This window comes from Desulfonauticus autotrophicus, assembly GCF_055381725.1.
The window spans coordinates 526,530-552,882 of sequence record NZ_AP042395.1; the positions used below are offsets into that span (position 1 = coordinate 526,530).

At 37.4% G+C, this 26,353-nt stretch carries 29 protein-coding genes and 1 pseudogene; 13 read left to right on the top strand and 17 right to left on the bottom strand.

Annotated elements, in window-relative coordinates:
• Positions 1 to 13: 13 nt before the first annotated feature.
• Positions 14 to 193 (top strand): DUF456 family protein, encoded by a 180-nt coding sequence (locus tag ACZ42F_RS03140; RefSeq protein WP_464279716.1) that lies wholly within the window; start codon positions 14 to 16, stop codon positions 191 to 193.
• Here the strand turns inward: ACZ42F_RS03140 and purD are convergent.
• The 9 genes from purD to ACZ42F_RS03185 are packed head-to-tail and all read right to left on the bottom strand — an operon-like array spanning position 190 to position 6,823.
• A complete protein-coding gene (gene purD, locus ACZ42F_RS03145; protein ID WP_464279717.1) occupies positions 190 to 1,464 on the bottom strand; it encodes a phosphoribosylamine--glycine ligase in 1,275 nt (424 codons plus the stop codon). The genes ACZ42F_RS03140 and purD overlap by 4 nt on opposite strands.
• A gap of 11 nt (positions 1,465 to 1,475) precedes the next feature.
• Positions 1,476 to 1,919 (bottom strand): tetratricopeptide repeat protein, encoded by a 444-nt coding sequence (locus ACZ42F_RS03150; RefSeq protein WP_464280179.1) that lies wholly within the window; start codon positions 1,917 to 1,919, stop codon positions 1,476 to 1,478.
• Positions 1,916 to 2,125 (bottom strand): hypothetical protein, encoded by a 210-nt coding sequence (locus ACZ42F_RS03155; protein ID WP_464279718.1) that lies wholly within the window; start codon positions 2,123 to 2,125, stop codon positions 1,916 to 1,918. Before ACZ42F_RS03155 ends, ACZ42F_RS03150 begins: the two co-directional genes overlap by 4 nt.
• Entirely contained in the window at positions 2,089 to 2,274 is a 186-nt protein-coding gene (locus ACZ42F_RS03160; protein ID WP_464279719.1) for a hypothetical protein, read from the bottom strand. The genes ACZ42F_RS03155 and ACZ42F_RS03160 overlap by 37 nt, the downstream gene beginning before the upstream one ends.
• Before the next feature lie 16 nt (positions 2,275 to 2,290).
• A complete protein-coding gene (gene carA / locus ACZ42F_RS03165; protein ID WP_464279720.1) occupies positions 2,291 to 3,400 on the bottom strand; it encodes a glutamine-hydrolyzing carbamoyl-phosphate synthase small subunit in 1,110 nt (369 codons plus the stop codon).
• On the bottom strand, positions 3,397 to 4,161 hold the full coding sequence (gene kdsB, locus ACZ42F_RS03170; RefSeq protein ID WP_464279721.1) for a 3-deoxy-manno-octulosonate cytidylyltransferase: 765 nt from the start codon (positions 4,159 to 4,161) through the stop codon (positions 3,397 to 3,399). Before kdsB ends, carA begins: the two co-directional genes overlap by 4 nt.
• A complete protein-coding gene (locus ACZ42F_RS03175) occupies positions 4,115 to 5,362 on the bottom strand; it encodes a 3-deoxy-D-manno-octulosonic acid transferase (protein ID WP_464279722.1) in 1,248 nt (415 codons plus the stop codon). Before ACZ42F_RS03175 ends, kdsB begins: the two co-directional genes overlap by 47 nt.
• Before the next feature lie 5 nt (positions 5,363 to 5,367).
• Complete coding sequence (locus tag ACZ42F_RS03180) at positions 5,368 to 6,264, bottom strand: D-alanine--D-alanine ligase family protein (protein WP_464279723.1); 897 nt, start codon at positions 6,262 to 6,264, stop codon at positions 5,368 to 5,370.
• Positions 6,230 to 6,823, bottom strand: a complete 594-nt coding sequence (locus ACZ42F_RS03185; RefSeq protein WP_035260129.1) for an HD domain-containing protein — start codon at positions 6,821 to 6,823, stop codon at positions 6,230 to 6,232. The genes ACZ42F_RS03180 and ACZ42F_RS03185 overlap by 35 nt, the downstream gene beginning before the upstream one ends.
• Positions 6,824 to 7,021: 198 nt before the next feature.
• Here ACZ42F_RS03185 and ACZ42F_RS03190 point away from each other — a divergent pair, with 198 nt between their 5' ends.
• Genes ACZ42F_RS03190 through ACZ42F_RS03210 form a run of 5 tightly spaced genes read left to right on the top strand, consistent with a single transcriptional unit; the run spans position 7,022 to position 11,941 of the window.
• A complete protein-coding gene (locus ACZ42F_RS03190) occupies positions 7,022 to 7,249 on the top strand; it encodes a HypC/HybG/HupF family hydrogenase formation chaperone (RefSeq protein WP_029967007.1) in 228 nt (75 codons plus the stop codon).
• Positions 7,236 to 8,318 (top strand): hydrogenase formation protein HypD, encoded by a 1,083-nt coding sequence (hypD, locus tag ACZ42F_RS03195; protein ID WP_464279724.1) that lies wholly within the window; start codon positions 7,236 to 7,238, stop codon positions 8,316 to 8,318. Before ACZ42F_RS03190 ends, hypD begins: the two co-directional genes overlap by 14 nt.
• A gap of 16 nt (positions 8,319 to 8,334) precedes the next feature.
• The gene (hypE, locus tag ACZ42F_RS03200) at positions 8,335 to 9,339 is read left to right on the top strand and encodes a hydrogenase expression/formation protein HypE (protein ID WP_464279725.1); all 1,005 of its coding nucleotides are present in this window, start codon (positions 8,335 to 8,337) and stop codon (positions 9,337 to 9,339) included.
• Between the two features lie 20 nt (positions 9,340 to 9,359).
• Complete coding sequence (locus tag ACZ42F_RS03205) at positions 9,360 to 11,093, top strand: proline--tRNA ligase (RefSeq protein ID WP_464279726.1); 1,734 nt, start codon at positions 9,360 to 9,362, stop codon at positions 11,091 to 11,093.
• A complete protein-coding gene (locus tag ACZ42F_RS03210; RefSeq protein WP_464279727.1) occupies positions 11,093 to 11,941 on the top strand; it encodes a P-loop NTPase in 849 nt (282 codons plus the stop codon). The genes ACZ42F_RS03205 and ACZ42F_RS03210 overlap by 1 nt, the downstream gene beginning before the upstream one ends.
• Positions 11,942 to 12,022: 81 nt before the next feature.
• On the opposite strand, the gene ACZ42F_RS03215 is transcribed toward ACZ42F_RS03210, so the two are convergent.
• Both ACZ42F_RS03215 and crcB read right to left on the bottom strand, forming a co-directional pair.
• A complete protein-coding gene (locus ACZ42F_RS03215) occupies positions 12,023 to 13,222 on the bottom strand; it encodes a DUF190 domain-containing protein (protein WP_464279728.1) in 1,200 nt (399 codons plus the stop codon).
• A 10-nt stretch (positions 13,223 to 13,232) separates the two neighbouring features.
• On the bottom strand, positions 13,233 to 13,607 hold the full coding sequence (crcB, locus tag ACZ42F_RS03220) for a fluoride efflux transporter CrcB (protein WP_029967017.1): 375 nt from the start codon (positions 13,605 to 13,607) through the stop codon (positions 13,233 to 13,235).
• A 207-nt stretch (positions 13,608 to 13,814) separates the two neighbouring features.
• On the opposite strand from crcB, the gene ACZ42F_RS03225 reads away from it, so the two are divergent.
• The gene (locus tag ACZ42F_RS03225; RefSeq protein WP_029967019.1) at positions 13,815 to 14,507 is read left to right on the top strand and encodes a M48 family metallopeptidase; all 693 of its coding nucleotides are present in this window, start codon (positions 13,815 to 13,817) and stop codon (positions 14,505 to 14,507) included.
• A gap of 22 nt (positions 14,508 to 14,529) precedes the next feature.
• Here ACZ42F_RS03225 and ACZ42F_RS03230 read toward each other — a convergent pair whose 3' ends face one another.
• On the bottom strand, positions 14,530 to 15,411 hold the full coding sequence (locus tag ACZ42F_RS03230) for an NAD(P)/FAD-dependent oxidoreductase (RefSeq protein WP_464279729.1): 882 nt from the start codon (positions 15,409 to 15,411) through the stop codon (positions 14,530 to 14,532).
• A 132-nt stretch (positions 15,412 to 15,543) separates the two neighbouring features.
• On the opposite strand from ACZ42F_RS03230, the gene ACZ42F_RS03235 reads away from it, so the two are divergent.
• Genes ACZ42F_RS03235 through ACZ42F_RS03255 form a run of 5 tightly spaced genes read left to right on the top strand, consistent with a single transcriptional unit; the run spans position 15,544 to position 21,784 of the window.
• Complete coding sequence (locus tag ACZ42F_RS03235) at positions 15,544 to 16,179, top strand: helix-hairpin-helix domain-containing protein (RefSeq protein WP_464280180.1); 636 nt, start codon at positions 15,544 to 15,546, stop codon at positions 16,177 to 16,179.
• Entirely contained in the window at positions 16,172 to 17,680 is a 1,509-nt protein-coding gene (gene recD2 / locus ACZ42F_RS03240) for an SF1B family DNA helicase RecD2 (RefSeq protein ID WP_464279730.1), read from the top strand. Before ACZ42F_RS03235 ends, recD2 begins: the two co-directional genes overlap by 8 nt.
• Positions 17,681 to 17,682: 2 nt before the next feature.
• Entirely contained in the window at positions 17,683 to 18,228 is a 546-nt protein-coding gene (locus ACZ42F_RS03245; protein WP_464279731.1) for a DUF4390 domain-containing protein, read from the top strand.
• Positions 18,229 to 18,231: 3 nt separating this feature from the next.
• Positions 18,232 to 20,418: a sensor histidine kinase gene (locus ACZ42F_RS03250; protein ID WP_464279732.1), complete on the top strand. Its 2,187-nt coding sequence runs from the start codon at positions 18,232 to 18,234 to the stop codon at positions 20,416 to 20,418.
• Between the two features lie 10 nt (positions 20,419 to 20,428).
• Positions 20,429 to 21,784: a sigma-54-dependent transcriptional regulator gene (locus ACZ42F_RS03255; RefSeq protein ID WP_464279733.1), complete on the top strand. Its 1,356-nt coding sequence runs from the start codon at positions 20,429 to 20,431 to the stop codon at positions 21,782 to 21,784.
• Here the strand turns inward: ACZ42F_RS03255 and ACZ42F_RS03260 are convergent.
• From ACZ42F_RS03260 to ACZ42F_RS03270, 3 genes are read right to left on the bottom strand one after another with little or no spacing between them, the layout of a single operon-like run.
• The gene (locus ACZ42F_RS03260) at positions 21,773 to 22,201 is read right to left on the bottom strand and encodes a purine nucleoside phosphorylase YfiH/LACC1 family protein (RefSeq protein WP_464280181.1); all 429 of its coding nucleotides are present in this window, start codon (positions 22,199 to 22,201) and stop codon (positions 21,773 to 21,775) included. The genes ACZ42F_RS03255 and ACZ42F_RS03260 overlap by 12 nt on opposite strands.
• A gap of 44 nt (positions 22,202 to 22,245) precedes the next feature.
• The gene (locus ACZ42F_RS03265) at positions 22,246 to 22,521 is read right to left on the bottom strand and encodes a laccase domain-containing protein (protein ID WP_464279734.1); all 276 of its coding nucleotides are present in this window, start codon (positions 22,519 to 22,521) and stop codon (positions 22,246 to 22,248) included.
• A 1-nt stretch (position 22,522) separates the two neighbouring features.
• Positions 22,523 to 23,092, bottom strand: a complete 570-nt coding sequence (locus ACZ42F_RS03270) for a 5-formyltetrahydrofolate cyclo-ligase (RefSeq protein ID WP_464279735.1) — start codon at positions 23,090 to 23,092, stop codon at positions 22,523 to 22,525.
• A gap of 12 nt (positions 23,093 to 23,104) precedes the next feature.
• On the opposite strand from ACZ42F_RS03270, the gene ACZ42F_RS03275 reads away from it, so the two are divergent.
• On the top strand, positions 23,105 to 23,386 hold the full coding sequence (locus tag ACZ42F_RS03275; protein ID WP_464279736.1) for a hypothetical protein: 282 nt from the start codon (positions 23,105 to 23,107) through the stop codon (positions 23,384 to 23,386).
• Here the strand turns inward: ACZ42F_RS03275 and uvrA are convergent.
• Both uvrA and ACZ42F_RS03285 read right to left on the bottom strand, forming a co-directional pair.
• Positions 23,272 to 26,006, bottom strand: a pseudogene (gene uvrA, locus ACZ42F_RS03280) (excinuclease ABC subunit UvrA). The gene ACZ42F_RS03275 and the pseudogene uvrA sit on opposite strands and share 115 nt — an antisense overlap.
• A 1-nt stretch (position 26,007) precedes the next feature.
• Complete coding sequence (locus ACZ42F_RS03285) at positions 26,008 to 26,307, bottom strand: ATP-binding protein (protein ID WP_464279737.1); 300 nt, start codon at positions 26,305 to 26,307, stop codon at positions 26,008 to 26,010.
• Positions 26,308 to 26,353: the final 46 nt, after the last annotated feature.

A 26,353-nucleotide genomic window follows, 5' to 3' on the forward strand; every position in this document is an offset into this window, starting at 1 on the left:
CATTATAGGTGGTTTGCTGGGAGCTTATCTGGGAGGCTTGTTTACTGAAAGGTTGAGTGGTAAATCTTGGGATGAATCCTTGCTGGCTGCCAAGGGTGCGGTTTTAGGTAAGTTTTTAGGTTTGTTGGTAAAACTTAGTCTGGGAATGGCCATTTTGGCTCTGGCCTTTCCCAGACTTTTGGCCTTGTCTTAAAGCTTGGCTATTCCTTTATCTCCAATATCTCGGCGATAATACATATTGTCAAAATAGATTTTATCCACTGCCTGGTAAGCCTTTTCCTTTGCTTCCATCAGGGTTTTACCCAGGGCTGTTACGCCTAAGACCCTTCCCCCAGAGGTGTAGTATTTACCATCTTTTTGAGTCGTTCCAGCGTGAAAAACCATAACTTCTGGGTCTTTTTCCACTTCTTCCAGGCCCTTTATCTCCATACCCTTGGGATACTTTCCAGGATAACCCTGGGCTGCCATTACCACACAAAGAGTGCTTTTGGGATTTATTTTTAGTTCTACTTTATCCAGCTCTCCCTTAACGCAGGCAAGCATTACTTCTACCAGGTCGTTTTCCAGGCGCATCAATAAAGGCTGGCATTCAGGGTCTCCAAAGCGTACATTGTATTCTAAGACTTTGGGACCTTCAGCAGTTAGCATAAGTCCTGCATAAAGAATTCCCTTAAAGGGATGACCCATTTCCGCCAGGTGCTCTATAATAGGTTTAATCACCATATCTCCTACTTTTTGCATGTCCTTATCCGGTAAAATAGGAGCAGGTGAGTAGGCACCCATTCCTCCAGTATTGGGGCCAGTATCCTTTTCTCCTATGCGCTTATGGTCCTGAGAAGAGGGCAGGTACTTAACCCTTTGTCCATCACAAAAGGCCAAAAAGGAAGCTTCTTCTCCTTGCAGGGCTTCTTCTATAACTACTCTTTTACCAGCAGCTCCAAAAATCTTTTCTTCCATTATTTGTTGAAGGGTAGTGTTTGCCTCTTCCAGGTTTTGGGCAATAACCACTCCTTTACCTGCAGCCAGGCCATCTGCTTTTATAACTACTGGAAAAGATTTGTTTTTTATATAAGCAAGAGCTTCTTGGTAGTCTTCAAACACTTCAAAAGCAGCAGTAGGTACACTGGTTTTGTGCATAATTTTTTTGGCAAAGGCCTTGCTTCCTTCCAGTTGAGCAGCAAAGGCCCCTGGGCCAAAACAGTCTATACCCACTTCTTCTAGGGCGTTTTTAAGACCCAGAACTAAAGGTAGTTCTGGTCCTACAACCACTAAATTAATTTTCTTTTCCTGGGCGAACTTAACTAGCTCAGGGATGTTATCTGCTTCTATGGGTACATTTTTTCCGTGTTTTTCTGTACCTCCGTTTCCTGGGGTAATGTATAGTTCTTTTACTAAGGGACTCTTAGCAATTTTCCAGGCAAGGGCGTGTTCTCTTCCTCCAGAACCCACTAAGAGTATGCGCATTTATTTCCTCCTTATTTAATTTTTTTATTGATAAATTTTAGCATCTTAGCTGCAGCATCAAAATTGGGGTTGATTTGCAGGGCCTTTTCTACAATTTCTTTGGCTTTGGCCAGGTCCTTTTCATCTAAATAAACTCTAGCCAGATTAAAGTAGAGATATTCATCTTGGGGATTGAGCTTTAAGGCGTGGTGGTAAGCCTTTTTGGCCTCCTCAAAACGCTTTAGTTTTCTCAGAGCAATGCCCAGTCGGTTAAAGACATGAATGGAGGTGGGGTCTTCTCTATAAGCCATTTTTAAATATTTTAAAGAAGAATCATAGGCTTCTGCTTCCAGGAGCTGGTCGCTTATTTCTATCTTGAGTTGAGTATCTTCCTGGAACTGCTTTATTAACTCATCATAAACCCCTTCTGCTTCCTTTACTTTTTTTTCCTTTAAGTAATTTTTAGCTTTGCTCAGTTCTTCTTTTTCTTTCTTTCCAGAGCAGCTAGTTGTTCTTGGGCTACTTCTGTTATGCCTTCCTGCAGTAGTTCTAAAATCTCTTTAAACTTTTCCAGGAGTTGTTTTTCCTCTCCTGGCTTGTATTCCACTAAAAGAGGATAGACTTCTCTTAGTTTGGGGTTTTGGTTTAAATAATAAAGATTTTTTTCAATGAGTTCTGCCAATTCTTTTTTTCGTTATTCATTAAAGGCTCTTTAAGAAAGGTTAAAACTCCCTCGTAAAAGGCCTGGGTGGCTGCCAGGACTTTATTTTGTTTTAAAAGAGAGTGGATGGAATTTAATTTTCGCCTGGCCTGGGTTAAATTGGCACTCATTTTTTCTTTCCTTTGTTTAATGGTTTGCTACTAAATCATAAAAACGAGCAAAAAAGGTCTGGCAGTCATGAGGACCTGGCCCTGCTTCTGGATGATGTTGTACTGCCATAATGGGCTTACTTTTGTGTTTAAATCCTTCCAAGGTGTTATCATTTAAATTTATGTGGGTTACTTCTAAAAAGTCCAATTTACTTATATCTACACAAAAACCATGGTTTTGGGAAGAGATTTCAATATGACCGGTAGCTAATTCTTTTACTGGATGATTTAAGGCGTGATGTCCAAACTTTAATTTATAACACTTTCCTCCTAAAGCTAAGCCTAAAATTTGATGACCAAGACAGATACCTGCTGTAGGATAGTGTTCTATTATTTTTTGAGTGGTAGCAATTATATCTGTAAGTGGTTCTGGATCTCCAGGCCCATTGGATAAGAAGACCGCTTTGGGATTTAGTTGTTTAACCTGTTCAAAGGTAGTGGTGGCAGGTACTACCAGAACTTCAAAGCCATAGGTTTGCAGTAAACGCAAAATGCTCCATTTTACTCCAAAATCAAAAACCACCAAGGGTAAGCCCTTGTTTTGCCATTTAAACTGGGTAAAGCTAACAGGTACGGGTTTATTTTCAAAGAGGTAGGGTTGTTTACAACTGACCTTATAGGCTAAGGCCTGACCCTGCATGGGAGGAAGTTTTTGCGCCTTTTCCTGGAGGCTTTTGGGATTTAAGTCTTCAGTAGAAATCATTGCCCGCATAGCACCATGTATTCGAATATGTCTGGTTAAGGCTCTGGTATCTATGCCTTCAAGGCCCAATACTTTTTGTTCTTTTAGGTATTGAGGTAAACTTTTACTTGCACGCCAGTTAGAAGGTTTTTTTACACATTCTTTAACTACAAAGGCATTTACCTGAATTTTTTCTGATTCCACATCTTCTTCATTTACGCCATAGTTCCCTATGTGGGGATAGGTCATACAGACGATCTGTCCCAGATAGGAGGGATCTGTGAGTACCTCCTGATAACCAGTCATGCCAGTATTAAAGATTACTTCTCCTCCTATTTCGCCCTGGCCTGTAAAGGATTTTCCTTCAAAAACAGTTCCATCTTCTAGAACCAATAAGGCCTTCATAGTTTATTCTCCTTTTCTTGGTTAGTTTTCATTAAGGTTATAACCTTTTGCAAGTCTTCTGGAGTATCCACTCCAAAAGAAGAGTGCTGGGTCAAGTGAACAAAGATTTTATAACCATTTTCTAATAGTCTTAATTGCTCTAAACCTTCTACCTTTTCCAGAAAGCTTTGCTTTAAGCTTGTAAAAATTTTTAAATACGCAAATCTATAGGCATAAAGTCCTATATGACCAAGATAAAGTTTATTTTCTTCCCTGGGATAGGGAATTAAAGACCTGGAAAAATAAAGGGCATTGTTGTTTTTATCTATTACTACTTTTACCACATTGGGATTTTTGGCTTCTTCCAAGGTAATATTTCTGGCCAAAGTGGTTATATTTACTTCTGGATTCTTAAAGGGAGTCAACAGTTCCTCTAACATGGCAGGATGTAAGAGAGGCTCATCACCTTGAATATTTACCACTATGGATTTAGAATCTATATTTAACTTCTGAGCTGCTTCTAATATCCTATCTGTACCGCTTTTGTGGGTGTTAGCAGTCATAACTACAGGAACATTTAATTCCTGAGCCTTTTGGGCAATGAGTTCATGGTCGGTAGCCAGAATGATATTTTGAAATAGAGGGCATTTTTTAGCCTGCTTGTAGACATGAAAAAACATGGGCTTGCCCAGGATATCAGCTAAAGCTTTTCCAGGAAAACGGGTAGAGCCGTACCTAGCTGGAATAAAAGCGTAACAGGGGGGCAAGTTGTTTAAGGACAAGATTAAGACCTCCTTTTTGCAAAGCCAGGATTTCTTTGGCTTGAAGATAAATTTTTTTTCTATTTTCTTTTTGAGGCCTTAATAAGGCCTGCAAAAGTTCTTTTTCATCTTTGACCCTGATAACTAATTGGGCAGCAAAAAGCTCTTCTCCTACCCAGAGAAAATTGTCCAGATAGGGCCCAACAAAGGGTATTATACCCTGGGCCAGGGGTTCCAGGAAATTTTGTCCACCTAGAGGCTGCAAACTCCCGCCTACAAAAGCCCTTTTGGCCAGAGCGTAAGCAAAGCCAAGCTCGCCAATTTTATCCCAGAGAATTATTTCTCCTGTTTTTACCTGCCGGGTGAGTTGGCTGCGAAGGATGTATTTAAAGTCTTTTAGTTTATTTTGCCAGTAAGGGATTCTTTCCATGTGTCTGGGAAAAAGGGCAATTATGGCCTGGGGTGCAGCTTGCAGATAGTTTTGAATGAGCCAGAAAATTTGTTCCTCTTCTTCTTTGCGTACAGAGCCCAAAACCAAAATATTTTTCTGGGGAGGAAAATAGCGGGATAAGGGATTTTTTACATAATCCAGAGGCTCTGTGTTTAAATCCAGAAGCTCAAATTTAAGGTTGGGTATGGTGGTAATTTGGCTCTGGGGGAAAAGGGTTTTAAAACGCAAACTGTCTTTAGGAGAAATAGCCAGAATAAGATCTGGAAAAAGGGGAGCCAGGGATTTTTGGGCAAAAAGATAGTGACTAAAGGTTTTGGAGCGCATGCGCCCATTGATAATGGCAAAGGGAATTTTTTGTTTTTTTAGTTGATAAAAAAAGCTGGGCCATATTTCTGTTTCCAAAATAAGTACCAATTTGGGTTTAAGGGCTTTCAGGAACTTTTTTTGCCACTTTGAACTATCTAAAGGAAAATAGACTATTTGGTGCAAGTTGTTAGCCTGGGAGAGAATGTCTTTTCCCTGTTTGGTATTGGTGGAAATGGTGATTTTAAGGCCTGGATACTGGTCGAGAAGTTTTTCTGCTACTAACAGGGCTAATTTGCTTTCTCCTACAGAAGCTGCCTGAATTAAGATGTCTGTAGGCAGGGGTTTTTTTTGTAGACACTTTTCTTTCCAGCCTGTACGCACTCTGGGAGAAATAAAGGCTAGGGGATAGAGGTAGTTGCTCAAAAAAAAATAGGTGGACAGTAAAGGAGTAGTTTTTATTGGCATAAAATCTAGTTTTTCTTTTTTAAACCCAATTCTATTAATTTTTTTATCAGGTCAGGAAAATCAAGCCCTATGGCCAGGGCTTCCTGGGGTAGCAAACTTGTAGGAGTCATACCAGGTAAGGTATTTACCTCCAGAATGTATAGTTTTTTGTCTTTAGTATAAATAAAGTCTGTGCGGCTATAATCTTTTAATCCCAAAAGCTTGTGAACCTGCAGGGCTGTTTCTTGAAGTTTTTGGGTTAGTTCTGGCTCTATGGGCGCTGGGCAGATTTCTTCAGCTCCATTTTGCTCGTATTTGCTCTTGTAATCAAAGAAAAATGATTTTTTTGGCCGTATGAGTACTGGAGGCAGGGCCTCTTTATCCAATACTCCACAGGTAAGCTCTATACCTTCTACATATTCTTCTATTAAATACTCCACTTCTGGATTTAGAGAGAGCTGTTTTAAGTCTTTTTCCTCCTGAATAATGGTCAGGTCAATGCTAGAGCCACCCAGGTTGGGCTTTATTACCAGGGGAAATGGGCCAGGATAGGAGCAAGAACTCATACTGGTTTTGTACAGGGTCCATGGGGGAGTTAGGAGATTGTGGCTTTTAAAGATTTGCTTGCTTAAGGCCTTGTTTAAGGCCAGGTAAGAACCTAAGGGACCAGATCCCTGGTAGGGGATGTGAAAGTGATCCAGTAGGGCCTGTAAACTGCCATCTTCTCCTGGAAGGCCATGTAAATTTAAAAATACAAAATCGTGACCTTTGGCTAGCTTTAGAAAGTGATCATAATCTGGAGTAAGATCCCATAAAGTCGCCTCATAACCCAGTTTTTCCATGGCTTCTTTTATCTTTTGGGCACCAGTCAAGGAGACTTCTCTTTCGCTAGACCAACCGCCGGCAACTAAAAGGATACGCATTGAGATCTACTCCTAAGATTTGGTTTAGTTGGTTTTCAATAGCTAGAGCCTGTTCTTTGGACCTTTGAATCATGGCTCTTTTTTCCTTAGAAGTGCCATAACGCTTAAAAAGATCCTGAAAACGAGTTTCAATGGAGACCACTTGGGTGTGTTTTACCCTTTTATCACTGTAAATAATGATTAAAGGTAAGGGAAATTTTTGTAAGTCCACTTCTCCTGGCCAGAACACATGGTGAATCACGCCCTGGGCCAAAGCTGGATTAAAATAGTGGTTTAGAACCAGACTTGCCCCAAGCTGGCTGTGAGCCCCTCCATGGACAATGGTATAGTGTTTTCCCAGGTCATGTAAAAGACCTGCAGCTAAAAAAAGCTCTGGCTTAAGTTTCCAGCCTTTTTTTTGGAGCAAAAAGGCGATTTGTTCTGCAATACTTCCCACCCAGAGGGAGTGTTTTTGGATGTGTTTGGGCATTAAATATTCTTTCCAAAGAGAAACACATTCCTTAAAGCAGGGTATGGGCCAGAGAGGATTGTAAGTAAAGGCTGTAAGTTTTGTTTGCATTTTTTTTGATTTGCTCATTAAATCTTCTATTCTTTAAACTTTTTTCTTTTGGCTGTAAACTCTGAAAATACTTTTCCTTTGAAAAGCCAAGGAATTTAGGATATTGGGTACTAAGTGGGGATGAGAAATTGTTTTCTAGATTGACACCAATAATCGAACCCTTTAACAAGAAGGGAAAATTTTTCAGAGGAGGGCAGCATGTGTTTAGCTGTGCCTATGGAGGTTAAGTCCATAGTGGGAGACGAAGCAGAAGTAGAAGTGGGTGGAGTAAAAAATAAGGTTCGTTTGGATATTATAGATGAAAGGCCAGAAGTGGGGGATTTTGTCATTGTCCATGCGGGTTTTGCCATAAGACGCCTGGATAGAGAAGAAGCTTTGGAAACCTTAAAACTTTTTGAAAAGGGGTTAAACATTGAACTTACTTAATCAGTTTAAGGATGCCAAGCTGTGTAAGCAAGTTTTGGCTGAGCTAACAGCTGAACTAAAAGCGCCTTTCAGGTTTATGGAAGTGTGTGGCACGCACACTGTAGCTATTTTTCAGTCTGGATTGCGTTCTTTGTTTCCAGAAAACCTCATTCACGTTTCTGGGCCAGGTTGCCCGGTGTGTGTAACCCATGAAAAAGAAGTGGCTCTGTTTTTTGAATTGGCTAAAAAAGATGTCATTCTGGCTACTTTTGGGGATTTAATGCGTGTGCCAGGCCCGGATAAAAAGAGTTTAAAGGACCTGCAGGCAGAAGGAGCTAAGATAAAAGTGGTTTATTCGCCCTTTGATGCCTTGACTCTGGCCAGGGAAAACCCTCTGGCCAAAGTGGTTTTTATCGGGGTGGGGTTTGAAACCACAGCACCTACTATTGCAGCCACTTTAAAAATAGCCAAAAAGGAAAAGGTGAAAAACTTTTTTGTCCTCTGTTTACACAAGCTGGTCCCCCCGGCCTTAAGGGCGCTGGTGGTAGATCCCCAGTTAAAGGTAGAAGGCTTTTTATTACCTGGGCATGTTTCTGCCATTATTGGCGTAAAACCCTATCTTTTTTTGGCTAAGGAATATTCCATACCAGCAGTGATTGGAGGCTTTGAGCCTCTGGATATTCTTCAGGCCCTTTATCTTTTGGTTAAGATGAAAAATGAAGGTAAGGCTGAGATAATAAATAGTTATAAGCGAGTGGTAAAAACAGAAGGAAATGTAAAGGCTCAAGAGGTGTTAGCAGAGGTGTTTCAGCCCTGTGCTGCACTCTGGCGAGGTATTGGCGAGATTCCAGAAAGTGGCCTTCAATTAAGGGAAAAATATGCAGACTTTGATGCCTTTCAGGTCTTTGATTTGCAGTTTCCTGAGGTTCCTCCCCTTAAAGGGTGTAAGTGTGGGGAGGTTTTAAAAGGGCTTATTCGTCCTGATGAATGTCCTTTGTTTAAAAAGGTCTGCACTCCGCAGCATCCAGTAGGACCTTGTATGGTTTCCACTGAAGGCTCCTGTGCTGCTTATTATAAATATTCTCTCTAATTCTAGGAGATAGGTTATGTCAAAATTGCTTTTGGATTATGGAAGTGGAGGTAAGGCTTCCCAGCGTTTAATCAAGGATATTTTTGTCAAATACTTTAGCAATCCTTATCTGGATAAGTTAGATGATGCTGCTTTTTTGCAGGAGATAAAGCCACCACTAGCCATGAGTACTGATTCTTATACTGTAGATCCCATTATTTTTCCTGGAGGAGATATTGGTTCTCTGGCTGTGCATGGCACGGTTAATGATGTGGCCATGCTAGGGGCTAAACCTAAGTTTTTAAGCTGTGCCTTTATTTTAGAAGAAGGTCTGGAATTGGACCTTCTGGAGACCATTGTGAAGTCCATGGCTGAAGCTGCCAAAAAGGCTGAAGTCTTTTTAGTAACAGGAGACACCAAAGTAGTGCCCAAAGGGGCTGTGGATAAGATTTTTATCAATACCACTGGTATTGGAGAAGTATTGGTGGAGCCTGCTCCTGCAGGTAGTAGGGCTAGACCTGGGGATGTGGTGATTGTGAGTGGAACTATAGGTGATCATGGCTTGACCATTCTTTCTAAAAGGCAGGGTATTTCCTTTGAAACCGAGATTAAAAGTGATTCTGCCCCACTTAACTTGCTTATTGAAAAATTGGTCAAAAATATTCCAGAAGTGCATGTATTAAGAGATCCCACCCGGGGAGGATTAGCTACTACTTTAAATGAGATTGCTGGTCAGTCCCAGGTAGGTATTTTTATAGAAGAAGACAGTATTCCCATAAGAGAAGAGGTAAAAGGAGGGTGCTCCTTTTTGGGATTGGATCCTCTTTATTTGGCCAATGAAGGCAAACTTATTTTGATTTTACCTCAAAAATATCAAGAACAGGCTCTGGAAATTTTAAAGGCTGATACTTTGGGACAGGATGCTACTGTTATTGGAGAAGTAAAAGAAGAGTATGCAGGCAAGGTGGTCTTAAAGACAGGCCTTGGTGGCAATAGACTTCTGGATATGCTGGAAGGGGAGCAGTTGCCCCGTATTTGTTAAATTTAGCTGGAGGATGAATAATGTATTGGTCTAGATATTATATTCCCACTTTAAAGGAAGACCCTGCAGAAGCAGAAGTTATAAGTCATAAGCTTTTGCTTAGAGCAGGAATGATTAGAAAACTTACTTCTGGAATTTATACTTATTTGCCTTTGGGCTTGCGTTCTTTACAGAAGATTTCTCAGATTATTCGAGAGGAAATGGAGCGCTTTGGAGCTATTGAAATCTTAATGCCTAGTGTACAACCTGGAGAACTCTGGCAGGAATCTGGACGCTGGAATGCTTATGGCAAGGAACTGCTTCGATTTAAGGACAGGCACGAGAGAGACTATTGCCTTGGCCCTACTCATGAAGAAGTGGTTACAGATTTGATTCGAGGCGAGGTAAAATCCTATAGGCAACTTCCTTTAAATCTCTATCAGATTCAGACCAAGTTTAGAGATGAAATTAGGCCTCGTTTTGGACTTATGCGAGGCAGAGAATTTATCATGAAGGATGGCTATTCCTTTGACAAAGACGACGAAGGAGCTAACAAGAGCTACGAAAACATGTATGAGGCTTATTCCAGTATATTTTCTAGACTGGGATTAAAGTTTAGAGCAGTGGAAGCAGATACGGGCCAGATTGGGGGAAACTTTTCCCATGAGTTTATGGTTTTGGCCAATACAGGAGAAGATACCATCGCTATTTGCTCTGATTGTTCCTATGCAGCCAATCTGGAAAAGGCAGAAGTAAAGTTAGAAAAGCAAGAAAATAAACAGGGCAAGGTGGCAGAACTGGAAGAGGTGCTCACTCCCAACCAACATACCGTAGAAGAGGTGGCCAAGTTTTTAAAGGTGCCAGCTCAAAAGATTTTAAAGACTTTGCTTTATAGGGTAGATGATAGAAAAGTGGCTGTTTTAATTCGGGGCGATAGGGAGTTAAATGAAGTAAAATTAAAAAACAAATTAAAAGCCCAGGAAATTCGTCTGGCCACTCCTGCAGAAGTGGAAGAATGGTCCAAAGCACCTGTGGGATTTGCTGGACCTGTAGGTTTAGAAGTGGATGAACTTTATGCTGATCTGGAAGTGGCTTTGGATAGTGATTATGTAATTGGAGCCAATAAAAAAGATACCCATTTTAAACATTTTGACCCTCAACGGGATGCCAGAATTAAGGAATACCTAGATCTTAGAAATGTAGTTGAGGGTGATAAGTGCCCTCGTTGTGGTGGAAACCTTAGCCTTACCAAAGGAATAGAAGTAGGACATATCTTTAAACTGGGCACCAAGTATAGTGAAGCGCTGCGGGCGACCTTTTTGGATGAAAATGGTAAAGAAAAACCAATGATTATGGGTTGTTATGGTATAGGGGTAAGTAGAGTTCTGGCTGCCTGTATAGAACAAAACCATGATGAAAATGGAATTATTTTCCCAACTCCCATTGCTCCCTTTGATTGTTTGATTATTGCTTTAAATCCAAAGGAAAGCAGAGTTCTGGCTTTGGCTGAAGATATTTACAGGGATTTAAAAGGTAAAAAACTGGATTGTTTGCTGGATGATAGAGATGAAAGGCCTGGATTTAAGTTTAAAGATGGGGATTTAATAGGGATTCCTTTGCAAGTAATTGTGGGGGCAAAAGGTATTGAGCGAGGTATTGTAGAAGTAAAACTTAGAAATACAGGAGAAAAAATAGAAGTACCCATTGCTAAAGCCAGTGAAGAAATAGAAGCTATTTATAGAAAACTAGAAAAGAGTTATGAAGGGAGGAAATAATGGCTGAAGAAAAGTGTTCTAGCTGTGCTAAAAAGGATAAGTGCCTTTCTGGTCAGGAAAAAGAAGATAAAATTAAAAAGGTATTATGTAGAATTAAACATAAAATAGTAGTGCTTTCAGGTAAAGGTGGAGTTGGTAAAAGTACTGTTGCCGTAAATCTGGCAGTAGGATTGGCCTTAAAGGGTAAAAAAGTTGGGTTATTGGATGTAGATGTACATGGTCCCTCTGTACCCAGGTTGCTTAGTTTGCAGGGCACTCAACCACATGTGGAAAAGGGATTTATGGAGCCTGTGCCCTGGGGCAAGAATTTGTGGGTGATGTCTCTGGGCTTTTTACTACCTTCTCAATATGAGGCAGTTATTTGGCGTGGGCCAGTAAAAATTGGGCTTATTCGTCAGTTTTTAGAGGATGTTACCTGGGGTGATTTGGATTACTTGATTGTGGATTGCCCTCCAGGGACAGGGGACGAGCCTTTAAGTGTAATGCAGCTTTTGGGAAATGACTCCTATGCTGTGATTGTAACCACTCCCCAGGGCGTAGCCATAGATGATGTACGCAGGTCTATTACCTTTTGTGGGCAACTGGGCAATCCCATTTTGGGGATTGTGGAAAACATGAGTGGCTTTGTTTGCCCCAAATGTGGAGAAAAAGTGGATATTTTTAGTGAAGGTGGAGGAGAAAAATTGGCTCAGGAAATGAAAGTGCCTTTTATAACCAAAATCCCTCTGGACCCAGAGATTGTAAGGGCAGGGGAGGAAGGTTATGTGTACATCAAGACCAAACCTGAAAGTGAAGCAGCAAAAGCTTTGGAAAACCTGTTAACCAGAGCTTTGGAACTGGATAGTTAGAATTTGTTAAAAAATAAGAAAAATAAAAAGCGCTGCTTTGTTAGCAGCGCTTTTTTTATCTTAAATAGGTAAGTTGGTTTTTTAGAGCAATTTACTTAAGATGCTATCTCTTTCTACAACTCCTTGAAATTTTTTTTCTTCATCCATAACAATAAGTCTCTTTATTTCCTTATCTTTAAAAATATGAATAATTGTCCCCAAATTTTCTTCTGGCAAGACAGATATAAAATCTGTGCGCATTATATCTTTTAAATATTTTTCTTTATCCAGGGAGCCAAAAATATTTTTTAACCTATTTAACAAATTGGAGCTGTCATCTATGAAGTATTTTATAAGGTCAGAATCAAAAACAACTCCTTTTATTTCTTTTTTCTCATTTAGACATACACCCATTTTAAGGGGAGATTTAAGGATGTCAGCAATAGCCTTTTCTATTTTTTCCTCTGGACTGAAAGTAGGTAGGTCCAAGGTAGCCAGTTCTTTGGCAGTTGTACCACTTTTTAAGGACAGGTTTAAACTGCTTTTAGGAGAAGTGTAGTGGGCCAGGTAGCTCAAGATATCAGTCCTGGTTATTAGACCTAGAAGTTCAAAATTGGAATTAACAATGGGTAATCTTTTTATTTTATTCTCAAACATAAAGTGTAAAATTTTATCCAGCTTCCATTGAGGATAACCTACTTTTACTTTTCTTTGCATCAGGTCTTTGGCTGTTAAGGATAGTTTTTGCTTTTCTACCATGTATTGTATTTCTTTGTTTAAATCTTCATAAGTTAAGTTTATTTTTAGCTTTAAATCTATTTTTTCTAAAATATCCTTTCCAGTGATAACTCCTTGTAAGGTTTTATCTTTTATTACTGGCAAAAATTTTACTTTATTTTTTAGGATAAGATTAAGAATGCTATTTAAATTTTCATTTTCTTCTACACTTATTACTTTTTTAATCATTATGTCTTTTGCTAGTATAGGAAAATGATAAGATTTTTCTATATCCAGAAGCACAATTGTCCCTTCTTTAAAAAAAGTTTTTATTATTTCTAAAAAAGAAAATATTTTATTTTCTTCATCTATAATTTCAATGATTATAGGTAAGTCTTCTGATAAACGCAGTATATTACTGGTATGAATGTAAGAATTGGAGCCAAATCCAGCTATACCCCTAATGACAGTAGCTCCTTTTAGGTTATGTTCTTTAGCTAAATTAAGGATATATTCATATAAATTTTTGTTTTTATACTTGTCTGATTCTCCAAGATAGATACGGAGCATTTTAAAAGAAGACATTGTTATCCCCTTAAATTAGTCTGGCTAGGATAATTCCTAAAAAAAGGAAAATAAATCCTAAAATGGTTTGCCCTAAAAAGTTTAAGGTTAAGAATAACCATTCCTGATTTTTGGTTAGCTGGAAACACTCAAAAATAAACGAAGAAAAGGTGGTAAAGGCACCCATAAAACCAACTAAGAGTATGGTTTTTAATTCTGAAGAAATAAATACTTTTTTATCTGCCAGTTCAAAAATAAAACCAAAAAGAAAGCAACCCAGAATATTTACTATAAAAGTTCCATAGGGAAAGGGGGGCTGGAGAAAGCGATAAACTACTCCTGACAGGAAATACCGACTAAGAGCTCCTAAACCGCCAGCAAAAAAGATGAAGCCAAGTTTTTGCATGGGAAGAATTTAAAAAGAATGAGGTTAAAAGTCAAAAGGTTCTAAGTTAAAATAAATTGAATTTTTTATGTAAAGTAAGTAGGTATTTGTTTGTTGGGTTGATTAAAAATCAGGAAATAGAAAAATGGCTAAAAAATATATGGGTTAAAAGGTTAGATTGTTAGTTTTTTATTTACAAGATAAGATATAAAGCAAGGATTTTTTAAAGTGAACTTGATAATTAAAGATATAAAAGTTTTAATTTTAAAAAAGAATATAAAAAACATTTATTTAAGTATTTTACCTCCAGATGGAAAGGTAAGAGTATCAGCTCCTAAAAATGTTTCTGAGGATTTTATAAAGTATTTTGTGCTTAGTAAATATAAGTGGATAAAAAAGAATATAGAAAAAATCAAACATCAAGAAATAAAAACAAAAGAATATGTTTCTAACGAAGTTCATTATTTTAAAGGTAAAAAATATATTTTAAAGCTAAAAGATGCTAAAAGAAGTAGAATAGAGATAGTTGATAAAAAACACATATATTTTTATGTTCCTTCAAATTATACTCTGGAGCAAAAACAAAAATATTATGAAAATTGGTTAAGAAAGGAATTAAAAAAAGAATTAGAAAGGTTAGTCCCAAAATGGGAAAAGATAATTGGAGTAAAAGCAAGAGAAGTAAGGATAAAAAAGATGAAAACCAGGTGGGGAAGTTGTAATTTTTATGCCAGAAGGATCTGGATTAATTTAGAGTTAATAAAAAGGCCTCTCGAACATTTAGAATATGTAATAGTTCATGAGTTAGTTCATTTTCTGGAAAAAAGCCATAATAAGCGTTTTAAATCCCTTCTGGACTTATTTTTACCCCAGTGGAGATTGTATAAACAAGAATTAAATCAGTTTATTTTAGACTATTAAGGGGTTAATCTCCTTAAAATAGTTATTTTTTATTTTTCAAATAAGTTAGGGCTGATTTGCCAGCAATAGCCCCTTCTCCTACAGCCACGCTTATTTGTAAAAATCTACCCACACAATCTCCAGCCGCAAATACTCCTGGAATATTGGTTTTTTGTTCGCAATCTGCTTCAATAAAGTTACCCTTAGTAATTAACCCCAGAGAATAGGCAAAATCAAGGGAACTGGCTTCACCCATAGCTATAAATAAGCCTGCTACTTCCTGACTTTGTCCATTGGAGAAATTGACCTTTTCCAGAGTTTCTTTACCCTCCAGAGATTCTATTTTTTCTTGTAAGATTTCAATGTTGTGTTTTTTTAGTTTTTCCAGAAAATTTTCAGGGATGTTTAAGTCTTTTCCCTGGGTGCAAAGACTTACAAAGGGAGTATATTCCAGAAGCTCAAGGGCCTGGTTAGCCGCAAAGGCCCCTTCACCTACAACCATTACCTTTTGATTTTTAAAAAAATATCCATCACAACTTACGCAATAGGAGACTCCTTTGCCTTCATATTCCTTTAGATTTTTGATGCCAGGCCTTATTCTGCTTACTCCTGTAGCTAGAATGATAGTCTGACTTGAGTAGAGGTTAGCGGTTGTTTTTACTTCAAAAAACTTTTCTTGCTGATGAATGGCTACAACCTTTTCACACTTTATAGTTGCTCCAAATTTTTCTGCCTGTCTTATTCCACGGGCAATTAGGTCTTTGCCCAGAATGGGCTCAGGAAAGCCAAAATAATTGTCAATGACATATTCTCCTGCTACTTTGGGATTACAGCCTAAAACCAAAGTTTTGGCTCCGCCTCTACTGGTATAAATGGCTGCAGACAAGCCTGCTGGACCAGAGCCTATGATAATAACTTCATGCATATTGCACTCCTTGAAGGTGAAAATTTTCCCTCTTTTTAATCTTGTTTTTAAGCATAGTTAAAGGTAAAATACAAGACTTATAGAAAAATAACAATAGGTGGTTCATGGAAGTTTTAAAGGGAGAAGTAAAAAATATTTTTTTATTCTCAGGACAATGGATATACTGCCTTTCTTTTTCATTTAAAAGAAGAGAATATTACTGCTTGTGGGTATTTGGGGGAGTTGTATCCTGGAGAAGAGCTGGAACTAAAGGGGAAGTGGAAAAATCATCCTAAGTATGGACGGCAGTTTTGGGTAGAAGAAGCAGTGCGCAAAGAACTTGTAAGTTTGGAAGGAATCAAGGGATTTTTAACCTCCAATTTAATTAAAGGAATTGGGGAAAAAACAGGAGAAAAGTTAATAGAAGCCTTTGGTAGTAGGGTTTTAGAGGTGCTTGATGATTCACCAGAAGAACTTTTGCAAATAGAGGGAATTGGTCCTAAAAAGCTAGAGCAAATTGTAAGTTCCTGGAAGAGCCAGCAAAATCTTCGTAATCTGGTACTTTTTCTCCAGTCACATGGGATTTCTACAGGCTATGTGCAAAAAATTATCAATAAGTATGGTCAAGAAGCCATTGCTAAAATTAAGCAAAATCCCTACACCCTGGCCAAAGATATTCGGGGAATTGGTTTTAAACGAGCTGATAGTATGGCCCTGAAATTAGGGCTTAGTAAAGACTCTTTTTCGTCTGGAAGCAGGAGTTTTTTATTTACTAAAAGAGTTGGCTGAAAAGGGAAATCTTTTTTACCCTCAGGAAGAATTAGTAGAATTACTAAAGGATCTTTTAGAAGTAGAAGAAGAAGTAATTTTATCTGCTTTGGAAGAAATGGCAGCTCAAAAGAAAATTTTTATCCTGGATTTAAAGGAGCAGGGACTAAAAAAGGCTGTTTATTTAAGTTATTTTTATTCCCTGGAACAAGAACTTGCTTCTAGAATCTATCATTTGGCTACCTTTCCTTTACCGAACATTCAGTTAAAGAATTTGGAAGAAAAGATAAAAAAAGTAGAACAGGAACAAAAGATAAATTTGACTCCAGAACAAAGAGAAGCTGTAAGGTTAGCCTTGGAAAACAAAGTATTCATTCTCACCGGAGGCCCTGGTACAGGTAAAACCACTATTACTAAAATTATAGTAAAGCTTTTTCAAACCCAGGATTATAAAATTAAACTTTGTGCACCTACTGGCAGAGCTGCTAAGAGGCTGGAAGAGTCCACTTATTTCCCGGCCAGCACCATTCATCGTTTACTTAAGGCTAAACCTGAAGGTGGATTTGAGCTGGGAGAAGAAAACAAACTAAAGGCTGAAGTGGTTATTGTGGACGAGGTTTCCATGCTTGATGCGCCGTTATTTTTGGCTTTACTCAGGGCTTTGCCTCTTACCTGTCGATTGATTTTAATTGGGGATATCAATCAGTTGCCTGCTATTGGGCCGGGCAATGTATTAAGTGACCTTTTAGAAAGTGAAACCATTGCCAGCAAAAGACTAACTTCGATTTTCAGACAAGCTAAAGAAAGTTTTATTGTGCTCAATGCCCACCGCATTAATGAAGGCAAATTACCCCTTAAAAGTAAACTCGAGGCTCCTTATTCTGATTTTTTTTGGATAGAAAAAGAAGATCCTGTGGCCAGCAAAGAGTTAGTCCTTAAAATGGTCAGTGAAAGGATTCCTAAAATCTATGGTTTTGATCCCAAAAAAGAGGTACAGGTTTTAACTCCTATGCATAAAGGCGAATTGGGGACCATAAGTTTAAATCAGGCTTTGCAAGCCAGGTTAAATTCTGGTAAAAACAAAAGAATAAAAAGAGGGCAAATTTATTTTTCTGAAGGGGATAGGGTTATTCAGCTAGCCAATAATTACGAAAAACAGGTTTTTAATGGGGATTTGGGATTTATTACCCGGGTTTGGCCAGAAGAAGGTAGTCTGGAAGTGGATTTTGATGGACAAAAAGTACTCTACTCTAGAGAAGACCTGGAGGAACTTAGTCTGGCCTATGCTGTAAGTATTCACAAATCTCAAGGAAGTGAATTTCCTGTAATCGTAATGGTCTTGGCAACCCAGCACTTTGTGCTTTTACAAAGGAATTTGATTTATACTGGCTTAACCAGAGCGCGTAAACTAGCTGTTTTAATAGGGTCTAAAAAAGCCTTATTTATTGGATTAAATAAAAAAGGTCTGGATAAGCGATATACTAACCTCAGGTTTATTTTGCAAAAGTTATTTAATAATTAAAGTTGAGGGTAAAATATGAAAAATATTTTCTATTTTTATTAATGTACTTTGTTTTTATTGGTAATAGTTTAGCTTTTGAAATATATAATTTAAGTATTGACAATTTAAATGGAAATATAAATTTAGATTTTCAGATTAATTTAAATGAACAGGATATTTTAAATAAATATGTAGATTTGGGAGATAGTATTTTTATTGATATTAAAGTTGAAGTAGTTAAAAGTAAAATATTATTTTTTGATTCAAAAATTTCAGAAAAAAAAGTAAATATAGTTATAAAAAAAGACATGATAAAAAATGAATATGTTTTAATAAAAGATGGAATAAAAAGAAATTATTCTAATTTTACTACTTTAGTTAATTCAATTAAAGTTTTTAAACTAAGTCTAGGTCCCTGGTATAAAATAGATAAAGGGTTTACCTACAAAGTAATAGTGGAAACAGAAATAACCGCTAGAAAAATACCTAACTGGTTAAAAAAGATTTTATTTTTCTGGAATTTTAATTTAAGTGGTCCTTATTACTATGAAATGGAAATTAATTATTAATCTATGTTAAAAAAGATAGAAGTAAATCCTAAAGATACTAAAGAAAGAAAGCGAAGACAGAGGGAGTTATTTGCTGCTGTTGGAGGTGTTTTTTTAATTCTAGGTCTTACCTGGGTAGAATTAAAGTTTTTTGGAGTAAACTCCTATCTTTTCTTAGCTCTGTTTAATCTTAATTTAATTTTACTGTTAGTAGTACTTTTTTTAGTTATTCGTAATGTATTTAGATTACTTATAGAAAGACGAAGAAAGGTTTTAGGTTCTAAACTAAGAACCAGGTTAGTTCTAGTCTTTTTTTCTCTTTCTGTTATTCCTACCCTGCTAATGTTTTTTATTGCTGTGCGTTTGGTGCAAACTTCTGTAGATTTCTGGTTTCAAACCCAAATAGAGACCTCTTTAGATAAATCTTTAGAAGTAGCCCAGACTTTTTATAGTTCTTCTCAAAAAAGATTACAAAAAATTGCCGGCTTACTTGTAGATCAAATACGGGAACAAGAATTTTTATGGGGCGGTAAAGGAATGGACCGCTTTTTAGTATTAAAGCAAAAAGAATATGGATTGAGTTTGGTTGGGGTGCTTACTCCTCAAGGAAGAGAGCAAAATTGGCATGCTAACGCATCCTGGGATAAGTTTTGGCCTAAAATCAAAGCAGAAGTATTTGAGCGAAAAAAGGATTTAGAACCTACTTATTTTACAGCCATTTATCCTGCTGAAGATGGGGATTTGATGGTGGGTATCTGGCCTGTCGATAAGGGTAAAACAGGATATTTAGTGGTAGGCGAGACCCTGGAGCAGGGTTTGTGGTTAAAACTAGACTATATAGCTAAGGGTTTGGAAGAATATAAGAATTTAAAGAGCCTAAAGCAGCCCATTAAGGCTGGTCTTTATACTACTTTGGGGATTATGACTCTGGTGATTATTTTTGGCTCTACCTGGTTTGGTTTTAAGCTTTCCAGAGAGATTTCAGCGCCTGTTCAGGCTCTGGCCATTGGTACTCAACGCATAGCTAGGGGGGACCTGGATGTCTTTTTAGAGGACAGTGCAGATGATGAACTTGGCTTATTGGTGCGTTCCTTTAACTCCATGGCCAGGGATTTGCGTAAAAGCCAGGAAAATCTCAATGAAGTGAACAGGCGTTTGGCTCAAAAAAATTTAGAACTGGCTAGTCAAAATAGTTATATTCAGGCAGTTTTAAATAATATTACCGCAGGGGTAATTTCTTTAAATTCAAGAGGAGAAATTAGTACAGTAAATAAAGCTGCAGAAAATATTTTAGACCTATCCAAGGAGCAGGTTATAGGCAAAAGACCCTGGGAATTGTTAAGTGCTGATTATAGAGAGTTGTTTGCTGAAGTCTGGGAGCAATTGAACAATTTCCCTTCTTCTCAATGGCAAAGACAGATGGATCTGGAAATAAATAATAGAGTTGTTAAACTTCTGGTTAGTGCAGTTAAGTTAAAAGAAGTTGGGGAAATGGGTGGTATTGTGGTTGTGTTTGAAGATATTTCTGAACTGGAAAAGATGCAAAGGCTTGCTGCCTGGAAAGAAGTTGCCAGAAGAATTGCCCATGAGATTAAAAATCCCCTTACTCCTATTAAACTTTCTGCCCAGAGGTTGCAGAAGAAATTTTTAACTCAAATAGAAGATAAGGCCTTTTATGAGTGTACCAGCTTGATTATTCGGCAGGTAGATCACTTACAGGAACTGGTTAAAGACTTTTCCAGTTTTGCGAAGCTTCCAGAAGTAAATTTACGCAAAGACTATCTCGTTCCCTTGCTGGAAGAAATTCTGGAAGACTTTAAAAATACTTATAGAGATATAAATTGGGAATTTTCTTGTAAAACAGAAATTCCTCCTTTTAGGTTTGATAGAGAAGCCCTTAAAAGGGTATTTATAAATATTTATTTAAATGCTGTAGAAGCTTTAAGTGAAAGCAAAGAAAAGATGATTAGTACAGAAGTCTTTTTTGAACAGGCCCTGGATAAGGTGTTCATAGAAATAAAGGATACAGGTCCTGGCATGTCTGTGGAAGAAAGAAGTAGAATTTTTGAACCTTATTTTTCCAAGAAAAAAGGTGGTACAGGCTTGGGACTGGCTATTGTAAAGACAATTATTAATGACCATCATGGTTATATAAGGGTCAGAGAAAATACTCCTAAGGGAAGTATTTTTGTCCTAGAGCTTCCTGTATAGTGAGGAAAAGATGTATAGGATATTGATTATAGATGATGAAGAAGACATTCGCTTTTCTCTAAGAGGTATTTTAGAAGACGAAGGATATGAAGTTCTGGAGGCAGAAAGTGGCGAAGAAGGGTTAACCAAATTAAAAGATTGTGATTTTGTTTTTTTGGATATCTGGTTGCCGGGTAAAGATGGCCTGGAGATTTTACAGGAGATTTTAAAGTTTAATTCAGACTTACCTGTGGTAATGATTTCTGGACATGGAACCATTGAAACAGCAGTAAAAGCCATAAAGCTGGGTGCTTATGATTTTATTGAAAAGCCTTTATCTCTGGAAAAGGTGCTTTTGGTCGTGCAAAAGGGGCTGGAGATAGGGAGGCTTAGAAAGGAAAATAGGGAACTAAGGGCTAAAATCAGTGCTTCCAGGGTCCAGGAAATTACTGGAAAATCCCCTAAAATTCGTCAACTCAAAAAATTGATTGCCCAGGTAGCCCCTACTGATACCTGGGTTTTGATTACTGGTGAGAATGGCACAGGAAAAGAGATCGTGGCCAGGTCCATTCATAATCAAAGTAAAAGAGCCAATTATCCTTTGATAGCGGTCAATTGTGCAGCTATTCCAGAAGAACTCATAGAATCAGAACTTTTTGGACACGAAAAAGGTGCCTTTACCGGTGCTTTAGAAGCTAAGAAAGGTAAGTTTGAACTGGCGCACAAAGGAACTTTGTTTTTAGATGAAATAGGAGATATGAGCCTTAAGACCCAGGCCAAAATCTTACGCATTTTACAGGAACAGTGTTTTGAAAGAGTGGGAGGGAGTAAGACCATTCAAGTGGATGTCAGGGTTATTGCTGCTACCAACAAAGATCTGGAAGAAGAAATAAAAAAGGGGAATTTTAGGCAGGATTTATATTTTCGCTTAAAGGTGTTTCCCCTGGAAGTTCCTCCTTTACGAGAAAGAAAAGAAGATATTCCGCTTTTAATAGAAGAGTTTGTAAATTTTCTCAGTCAAGAGCATAATTTTAAGCCCCTGAAGTTTTCTAGTGAAGCCCTGTCTCTGTTGCAGGAATATTCCTGGCCTGGAAATGTAAGAGAGCTTAAAAATTTTATTGAAAGAATGTATATTTTATATGCTGGAAAAATAGTTGGTTCAGAAGATTTGCCTGGAGAAATAAGAGGAGGTAGTTCTTTTCAGGAGCAGGATTTTTGGGAAGCATTTCCTGCTGATTTTAAAGAAGCGAGAAGTAATTTTGAAAGGTTATTTTTAGAGAAAAGTTTACAAAAATTTAAAGGCAATATTTCTGAGATGTCCAGAAATATAGGTCTGGAAAGAACTTATTTGTATAGAAAGCTAAAGAATTATAATTTAATCGACTAATACTATAAAGTTTCCCAGTCTCCCACAATTTTTATTTCGTCTATAAGAAAAAAATAAGTGGCTATTACATCTGGTGCATATGTCCAGGGAAAAAATATTTTCTTCAGGAATGCCTGTGCTTTTTATTTGTTCTTGGGTAAGTTGCCAGAGATTTATTTTTTCTTCAGGACTAAAATATGGCCAGAACTCCTGTGGCCAGTAATCTTTATAGTTTTTAAATTCTGCACAACAGGGCCCCAGACTTGGTCCTCTTACCACCAGAACATCTTGGGGAGAGAGTTTAAAATTTTGAATAAAAAATTTTAGGCCTTTTTGGGGAAAATTTAGTGCATTTCCTCGCCAACCACAGTGTAAGGCTCCAATAAATTTTTGCTTTTTATCTGTAAAAAAGAGGGGCTGACAATCAGCAGTTTTAATTAATAAACCTGTTTTGGGTTGAGTAGTAAAAAGGCCGTCTCCCTCTAGCTCAGGGCCAGAAAAAAGTCTTCCCTTTGTTGGGTAAAAAGGTGAATTTTATCTCCATGTACCTGTTTTAACTCCAGCCAGTATTTTAACTGAAGAGTATTTTTTACTGACCTGCGATTGGACAGGACATCCTGGGAGTCATCTCCTACTTCTAAGGATAGGTTGAGCGAGGAATAATTGTTTTTACTTTGGCCTCCTATTCTGGTGCCAAAGTAAACTTTTACTTTGTTTAAATTAGGAAATTGAAAGCTTAAAAAAACTGGATTTTTCATTTTAAAAAATTCCTTTTTCAGTAATAATTACATCTACAGGCCTATCCCATTTATCTTTAGGTAGTTTATTTACAATTTGAAAGTGATAGGCAAGACCTATTTTGAGAGTTGATTTAAAATCATCTTTAGCTAAAAGTCTATCATAGTATCCTCCTCCATATCCAAGCCTATACCTATTCCAGTCAAAACCTACTCCTGGTAAAAATATAATCCTGGGAGGAGTACCTAAATAGGGAGTGCATATATCTGTACGGGGTTCTGGTATATTGAATTTACCAGTTTGAAGTTGTTTTTTATCTTCCAGTTTATAAAAATGCATTAGTCCAAATTCTTCTTTACAACAGGGTAAAAAAACTTCAATCTTATTTTTCCAATAATTTTCAATTAAATACCAGGTATTGACTTCCTTTCTTATTGGAAGATAAAGAAAAACTCTTTCTGAAGAAGAAAGAGGGAAATATTTTAAAACTAAGTTGGTAATGGATTTGCTTTTTTCTGCTACTTGAGAAGGAAGTAGCTGGTTTCTCTTGGCGAGCAAAAGGGTGCGTAAATCTTTTTTTATTTTATCCATGGAGAAGTACCTATGTCTAAAAGTGAAGTTTTGTTTAGAGCTGTTATTGTCGGAGGCTCTATTGGGCTTATTGCCAGCTGGTTTGGTTTTGACCCTGCCAGAGCTCTGGCCCTGGGCATTTTAAGTGGTTTTTTTGCCGGTTTGACCAAGGTAATTGCAGATAAAAAAAAGAAAAATAGTTATAAAAATCTGGCTGTAAGAGAGTTGGGGTTGCTCTTAATTTCTGCTGGAGAGCCTGTGGCCATAATTTCTCCTCCAAATTCTCCTCCTCCTGGTCCTAGGTCAATGATGTAGTCTGCACACTTTATTACATCCAGGTTATGTTCTATTAAAATAACTGTTGCTCCTTTTTCCACCAATTTATGCAATACTTTTATCAATTTACCTACTTCATGAATATGTAATCCTGTGGTTGGTTCATCCAGAATGTAAAGTGTCCTGGGAAGGGTTTTTTTACTTAATTCTCTGGCCAGCTTAATTCTTTGAGCTTCTCCACCACTTAAAGTAGTAGCTGGCTGACCAAGCCTTAAATAGTCTAAACCAACTTCCTCCAGTAAGTTCAATTTGTTAACTAAACTTTGATGATTTGAAAATATTTTTTTGGCTTCTTCAACTGTCAGGTTTAAGACATTGTGTATATTTAAGCCTTTATAAAATATGTCTAAAGTTTCTCTATTGTATCTCTTCCCTTTACAAACTTCACAGGTAATATAAACATCGGGTAAAAAATGCATTTCTACCTTGATTTGTCCTTCTCCTGCACAGGCTTCACATCTACCACCTTTTAAATTAAAGCTAAAGCGAGCAGGAGTATATCCTTTTTCTTGGCTTCCAGAGTATTGGCAAATATTTTTCTTATTTCATCAAAGACTTGGGTATAGGTTGCAGGGTTGGAACGAGGGGTCCTGCCTATAGGCGTTTGGTCAATAACCAATACCTTATCTACTTGCTCAGCACCTATTATTTTTTCTACTTTTCCAGGATTGTTAACCTTTTCTCCCTTTAAGATAGCCAGGTGCTTATAAAGGGTATCTACCACCAGGGAGCTTTTTCCTGAGCCTGAAACTCCTGTAACTACAGTGAGCAAACCCAGAGGAAAAGAGCAGTTAATATTTTTTAGGTTGTTGGTAGAAACATTTTTCAGGGTAATAAAGTTTTGGGGTTTTCTTTTAGAGTAATAGGTTTCAATGGAGAGTTCTTTTTTTAGGTATCTGGCTGTAAGGGTATTGCTTTGCAGTAGTTCTTGAGGATTGCCCTGAAAAACAACTTCTCCTCCGTGCTCTCCAGAACCTGGCCCTAGTTCTATTATATGGTCTGCAGTTAAAATGGTCTCCTGATCGTGCTCTACTACCAGCACACTATTCCCCTTTTTTTGAAGTTCCTTTAAGGTTTGAATGAGTTTTTGATTGTCTTGAGGATGAAGGCCTATGGTAGGTTCATCCAGGACATAGGTTACTCCAACCAGCCCGGTGCCCAGCTGGGAGGCCAGTCTAATTCTTTGGGCTTCCCCTCCGGATAAGGAGGACATTGTTCTGGCTAAACTTAAATAGTTGAGTCCCACATTCTTTAAAAAGGACAATCTGGATAAAATTTCTTCTAAAAGAGGAAGGGCTATTTTTTCTTGTTCCTGGGAAAAGTTTAGATTCTGGAGAAAAGAAAAAAGGTTTTCTATGGAAAGGTTGGTGAGGTCAAAAATATTTAAATCATTTATTTTTACGCTCAAGGCTTCTTTTTTTAAGCGACTGCCCTTGCATTCTGGACAGGTATGAGAATTTAAAAAGATTTTTAATTGTTGATGCCAATAAAAATCCTTTTGGTACAACTGTTCTACAATATTAATCACTCCTGGCCAATTGCTATCTCCATATAAAAGCACCTGTTTTGCTTGAGGGGAAAATTGATTTAAAGGAGTGTCCAGGTCAAATTTATATTTTTTTCCTATGCTTAAGATAATGTCTTTGTATTTAGTTAAAAGTTTGCTTTTTCTCCAGGCAAGAATAGCTCCTTGTTTTAAACTTAAATTTTCATTGGGTATTATAAGATGAGGTTCAAAATAATCTACACTTCCCAGCCCTGAACATCTGGGACATGCTCCCTGAGGACTATTAAAGGAAAAAAGTTGAGGTGTAATGTTGGGTAAGGATATTTTACACTCTGGACAATGGGATTGAGTGGAAAAATAAATGGATTTATTTTCATCTACTAAAAAGAGTTTTACTCTACCTTCTCCCATTTTTAAGGCTAACTCAAGGGAATCTGCCAGTCTTTTGGCAATGCTTTTCTTTTTTATCAATCTGTCGACAATCAGTTCCAGGGTGTGTTTTTTGTTTTTATCTAAAACAGGGGGATTATCCAGGGTATAAACATTATTATCCAACCTTATTCTTACAAATCCTTGCTTTTTTAAACGGATAAAAAGGTCCTTAAAACTGCCTTTTTGATTTTCTTTTAAGGGAGTTAAGAGAAAAAATTTAGTACCTTCCGGGAGTTTAAGAATTTGGTCTAGGATCTGGTCACTGCTTTGAGGCACAATGGGTTTTCCACACTGGGGACAATGAGGTATACCCAGACGGGCAAAAAAAACCCTTAAAAAATCGTAGATTTCTGTAGTTGTGCCAATGGTTGAACGAGGATTTTTACTTAAAGAGTGTTGTTCTATAGCAATAGACGGAGACAGACCTTCTATTTTCTTTACCTTGGGTTTATCTAATTTGGGTAAAAATTGCCTGGCATAAGCTGAAATGGATTCTATGTATCTTCTTTGTCCTTCAGCATAGACAATGTCAAAGGCTAAGGTAGATTTTCCAGAGCCAGAAGGTCCACAAATAACCACTAATTTATTTCTGGGAATAGATAAGTTTATATTTTTTAAATTATTTTGCCTGGCTTCTATTATCTTAATAAATTTACTCATCTTATTGTAATTTGGGAAGACTAAAGTAAAAAACTATTTTTTCCTGTTTTTTATCTGTTTCCAGCCAGGCCTTTCCTTTTAAAATCCCTTCTCCTAAGAGTTTGATTAAGTAAGTTCCTACTCCAGTTACTAATCCTTGCTCGCTGATAAAGGGTTTAAAAATCCTGGCTTCTACTTCTTCTTCTAGTCTTCCTTTGTTTTCAACCCAAAAAATTATTCTTTCTTCTACTTCTTTAGTTCCACATAGTACCTTTTCTTTGCTGTAGTGTAAAGCATTTATCAGCATACTTTCTAGGATCATTTCAAGTAAATCAAAATCAAACCAGAATTCAACATCTTCACTTTCA

Excerpts from the sequence above, each read along its gene's own strand:
- ACZ42F_RS03180 (WP_464279723.1), bottom strand. The coding sequence starts at position 6,264 with ATGCGTATCCTTTTAGTTGCCGGCGGTTGGTCTAGCGAAAGAGAAGTC.
- ACZ42F_RS03275 (WP_464279736.1), top strand. The coding sequence starts at position 23,105 with ATGTCTAAAAGTGAAGTTTTGTTTAGAGCTGTTATTGTCGGAGGCTCT.
- ACZ42F_RS03215 (WP_464279728.1), bottom strand. The coding sequence starts at position 13,222 with ATGTCTTCTTTTAAAATGCTCCGTATCTATCTTGGAGAATCAGACAAG.
- ACZ42F_RS03270 (WP_464279735.1), bottom strand. The coding sequence starts at position 23,092 with ATGGATAAAATAAAAAAAGATTTACGCACCCTTTTGCTCGCCAAGAGA.
- ACZ42F_RS03230 (WP_464279729.1), bottom strand. The coding sequence starts at position 15,411 with ATGCATGAAGTTATTATCATAGGCTCTGGTCCAGCAGGCTTGTCTGCA.
- ACZ42F_RS03205 (WP_464279726.1), top strand. The coding sequence starts at position 9,360 with ATGTATTGGTCTAGATATTATATTCCCACTTTAAAGGAAGACCCTGCA.
- crcB (WP_029967017.1), bottom strand. The coding sequence starts at position 13,607 with ATGCAAAAACTTGGCTTCATCTTTTTTGCTGGCGGTTTAGGAGCTCTT.
- ACZ42F_RS03250 (WP_464279732.1), top strand. The coding sequence starts at position 18,232 with ATGTTAAAAAAGATAGAAGTAAATCCTAAAGATACTAAAGAAAGAAAG.
- ACZ42F_RS03185 (WP_035260129.1), bottom strand. The coding sequence starts at position 6,823 with ATGCAAACAAAACTTACAGCCTTTACTTACAATCCTCTCTGGCCCATA.
- ACZ42F_RS03190 (WP_029967007.1), top strand. The coding sequence starts at position 7,022 with ATGTGTTTAGCTGTGCCTATGGAGGTTAAGTCCATAGTGGGAGACGAA.
- carA (WP_464279720.1), bottom strand. The coding sequence starts at position 3,400 with ATGAAGGCCTTATTGGTTCTAGAAGATGGAACTGTTTTTGAAGGAAAA.
- hypE (WP_464279725.1), top strand. The coding sequence starts at position 8,335 with ATGTCAAAATTGCTTTTGGATTATGGAAGTGGAGGTAAGGCTTCCCAG.
- purD (WP_464279717.1), bottom strand. The coding sequence starts at position 1,464 with ATGCGCATACTCTTAGTGGGTTCTGGAGGAAGAGAACACGCCCTTGCC.
- ACZ42F_RS03265 (WP_464279734.1), bottom strand. The coding sequence starts at position 22,521 with ATGAAAAATCCAGTTTTTTTAAGCTTTCAATTTCCTAATTTAAACAAA.
- ACZ42F_RS03160 (WP_464279719.1), bottom strand. The coding sequence starts at position 2,274 with ATGAGTGCCAATTTAACCCAGGCCAGGCGAAAATTAAATTCCATCCAC.
- ACZ42F_RS03285 (WP_464279737.1), bottom strand. The coding sequence starts at position 26,307 with ATGATCCTAGAAAGTATGCTGATAAATGCTTTACACTACAGCAAAGAA.
- ACZ42F_RS03255 (WP_464279733.1), top strand. The coding sequence starts at position 20,429 with ATGTATAGGATATTGATTATAGATGATGAAGAAGACATTCGCTTTTCT.
- ACZ42F_RS03175 (WP_464279722.1), bottom strand. The coding sequence starts at position 5,362 with ATGCCAATAAAAACTACTCCTTTACTGTCCACCTATTTTTTTTTGAGC.
- ACZ42F_RS03210 (WP_464279727.1), top strand. The coding sequence starts at position 11,093 with ATGGCTGAAGAAAAGTGTTCTAGCTGTGCTAAAAAGGATAAGTGCCTT.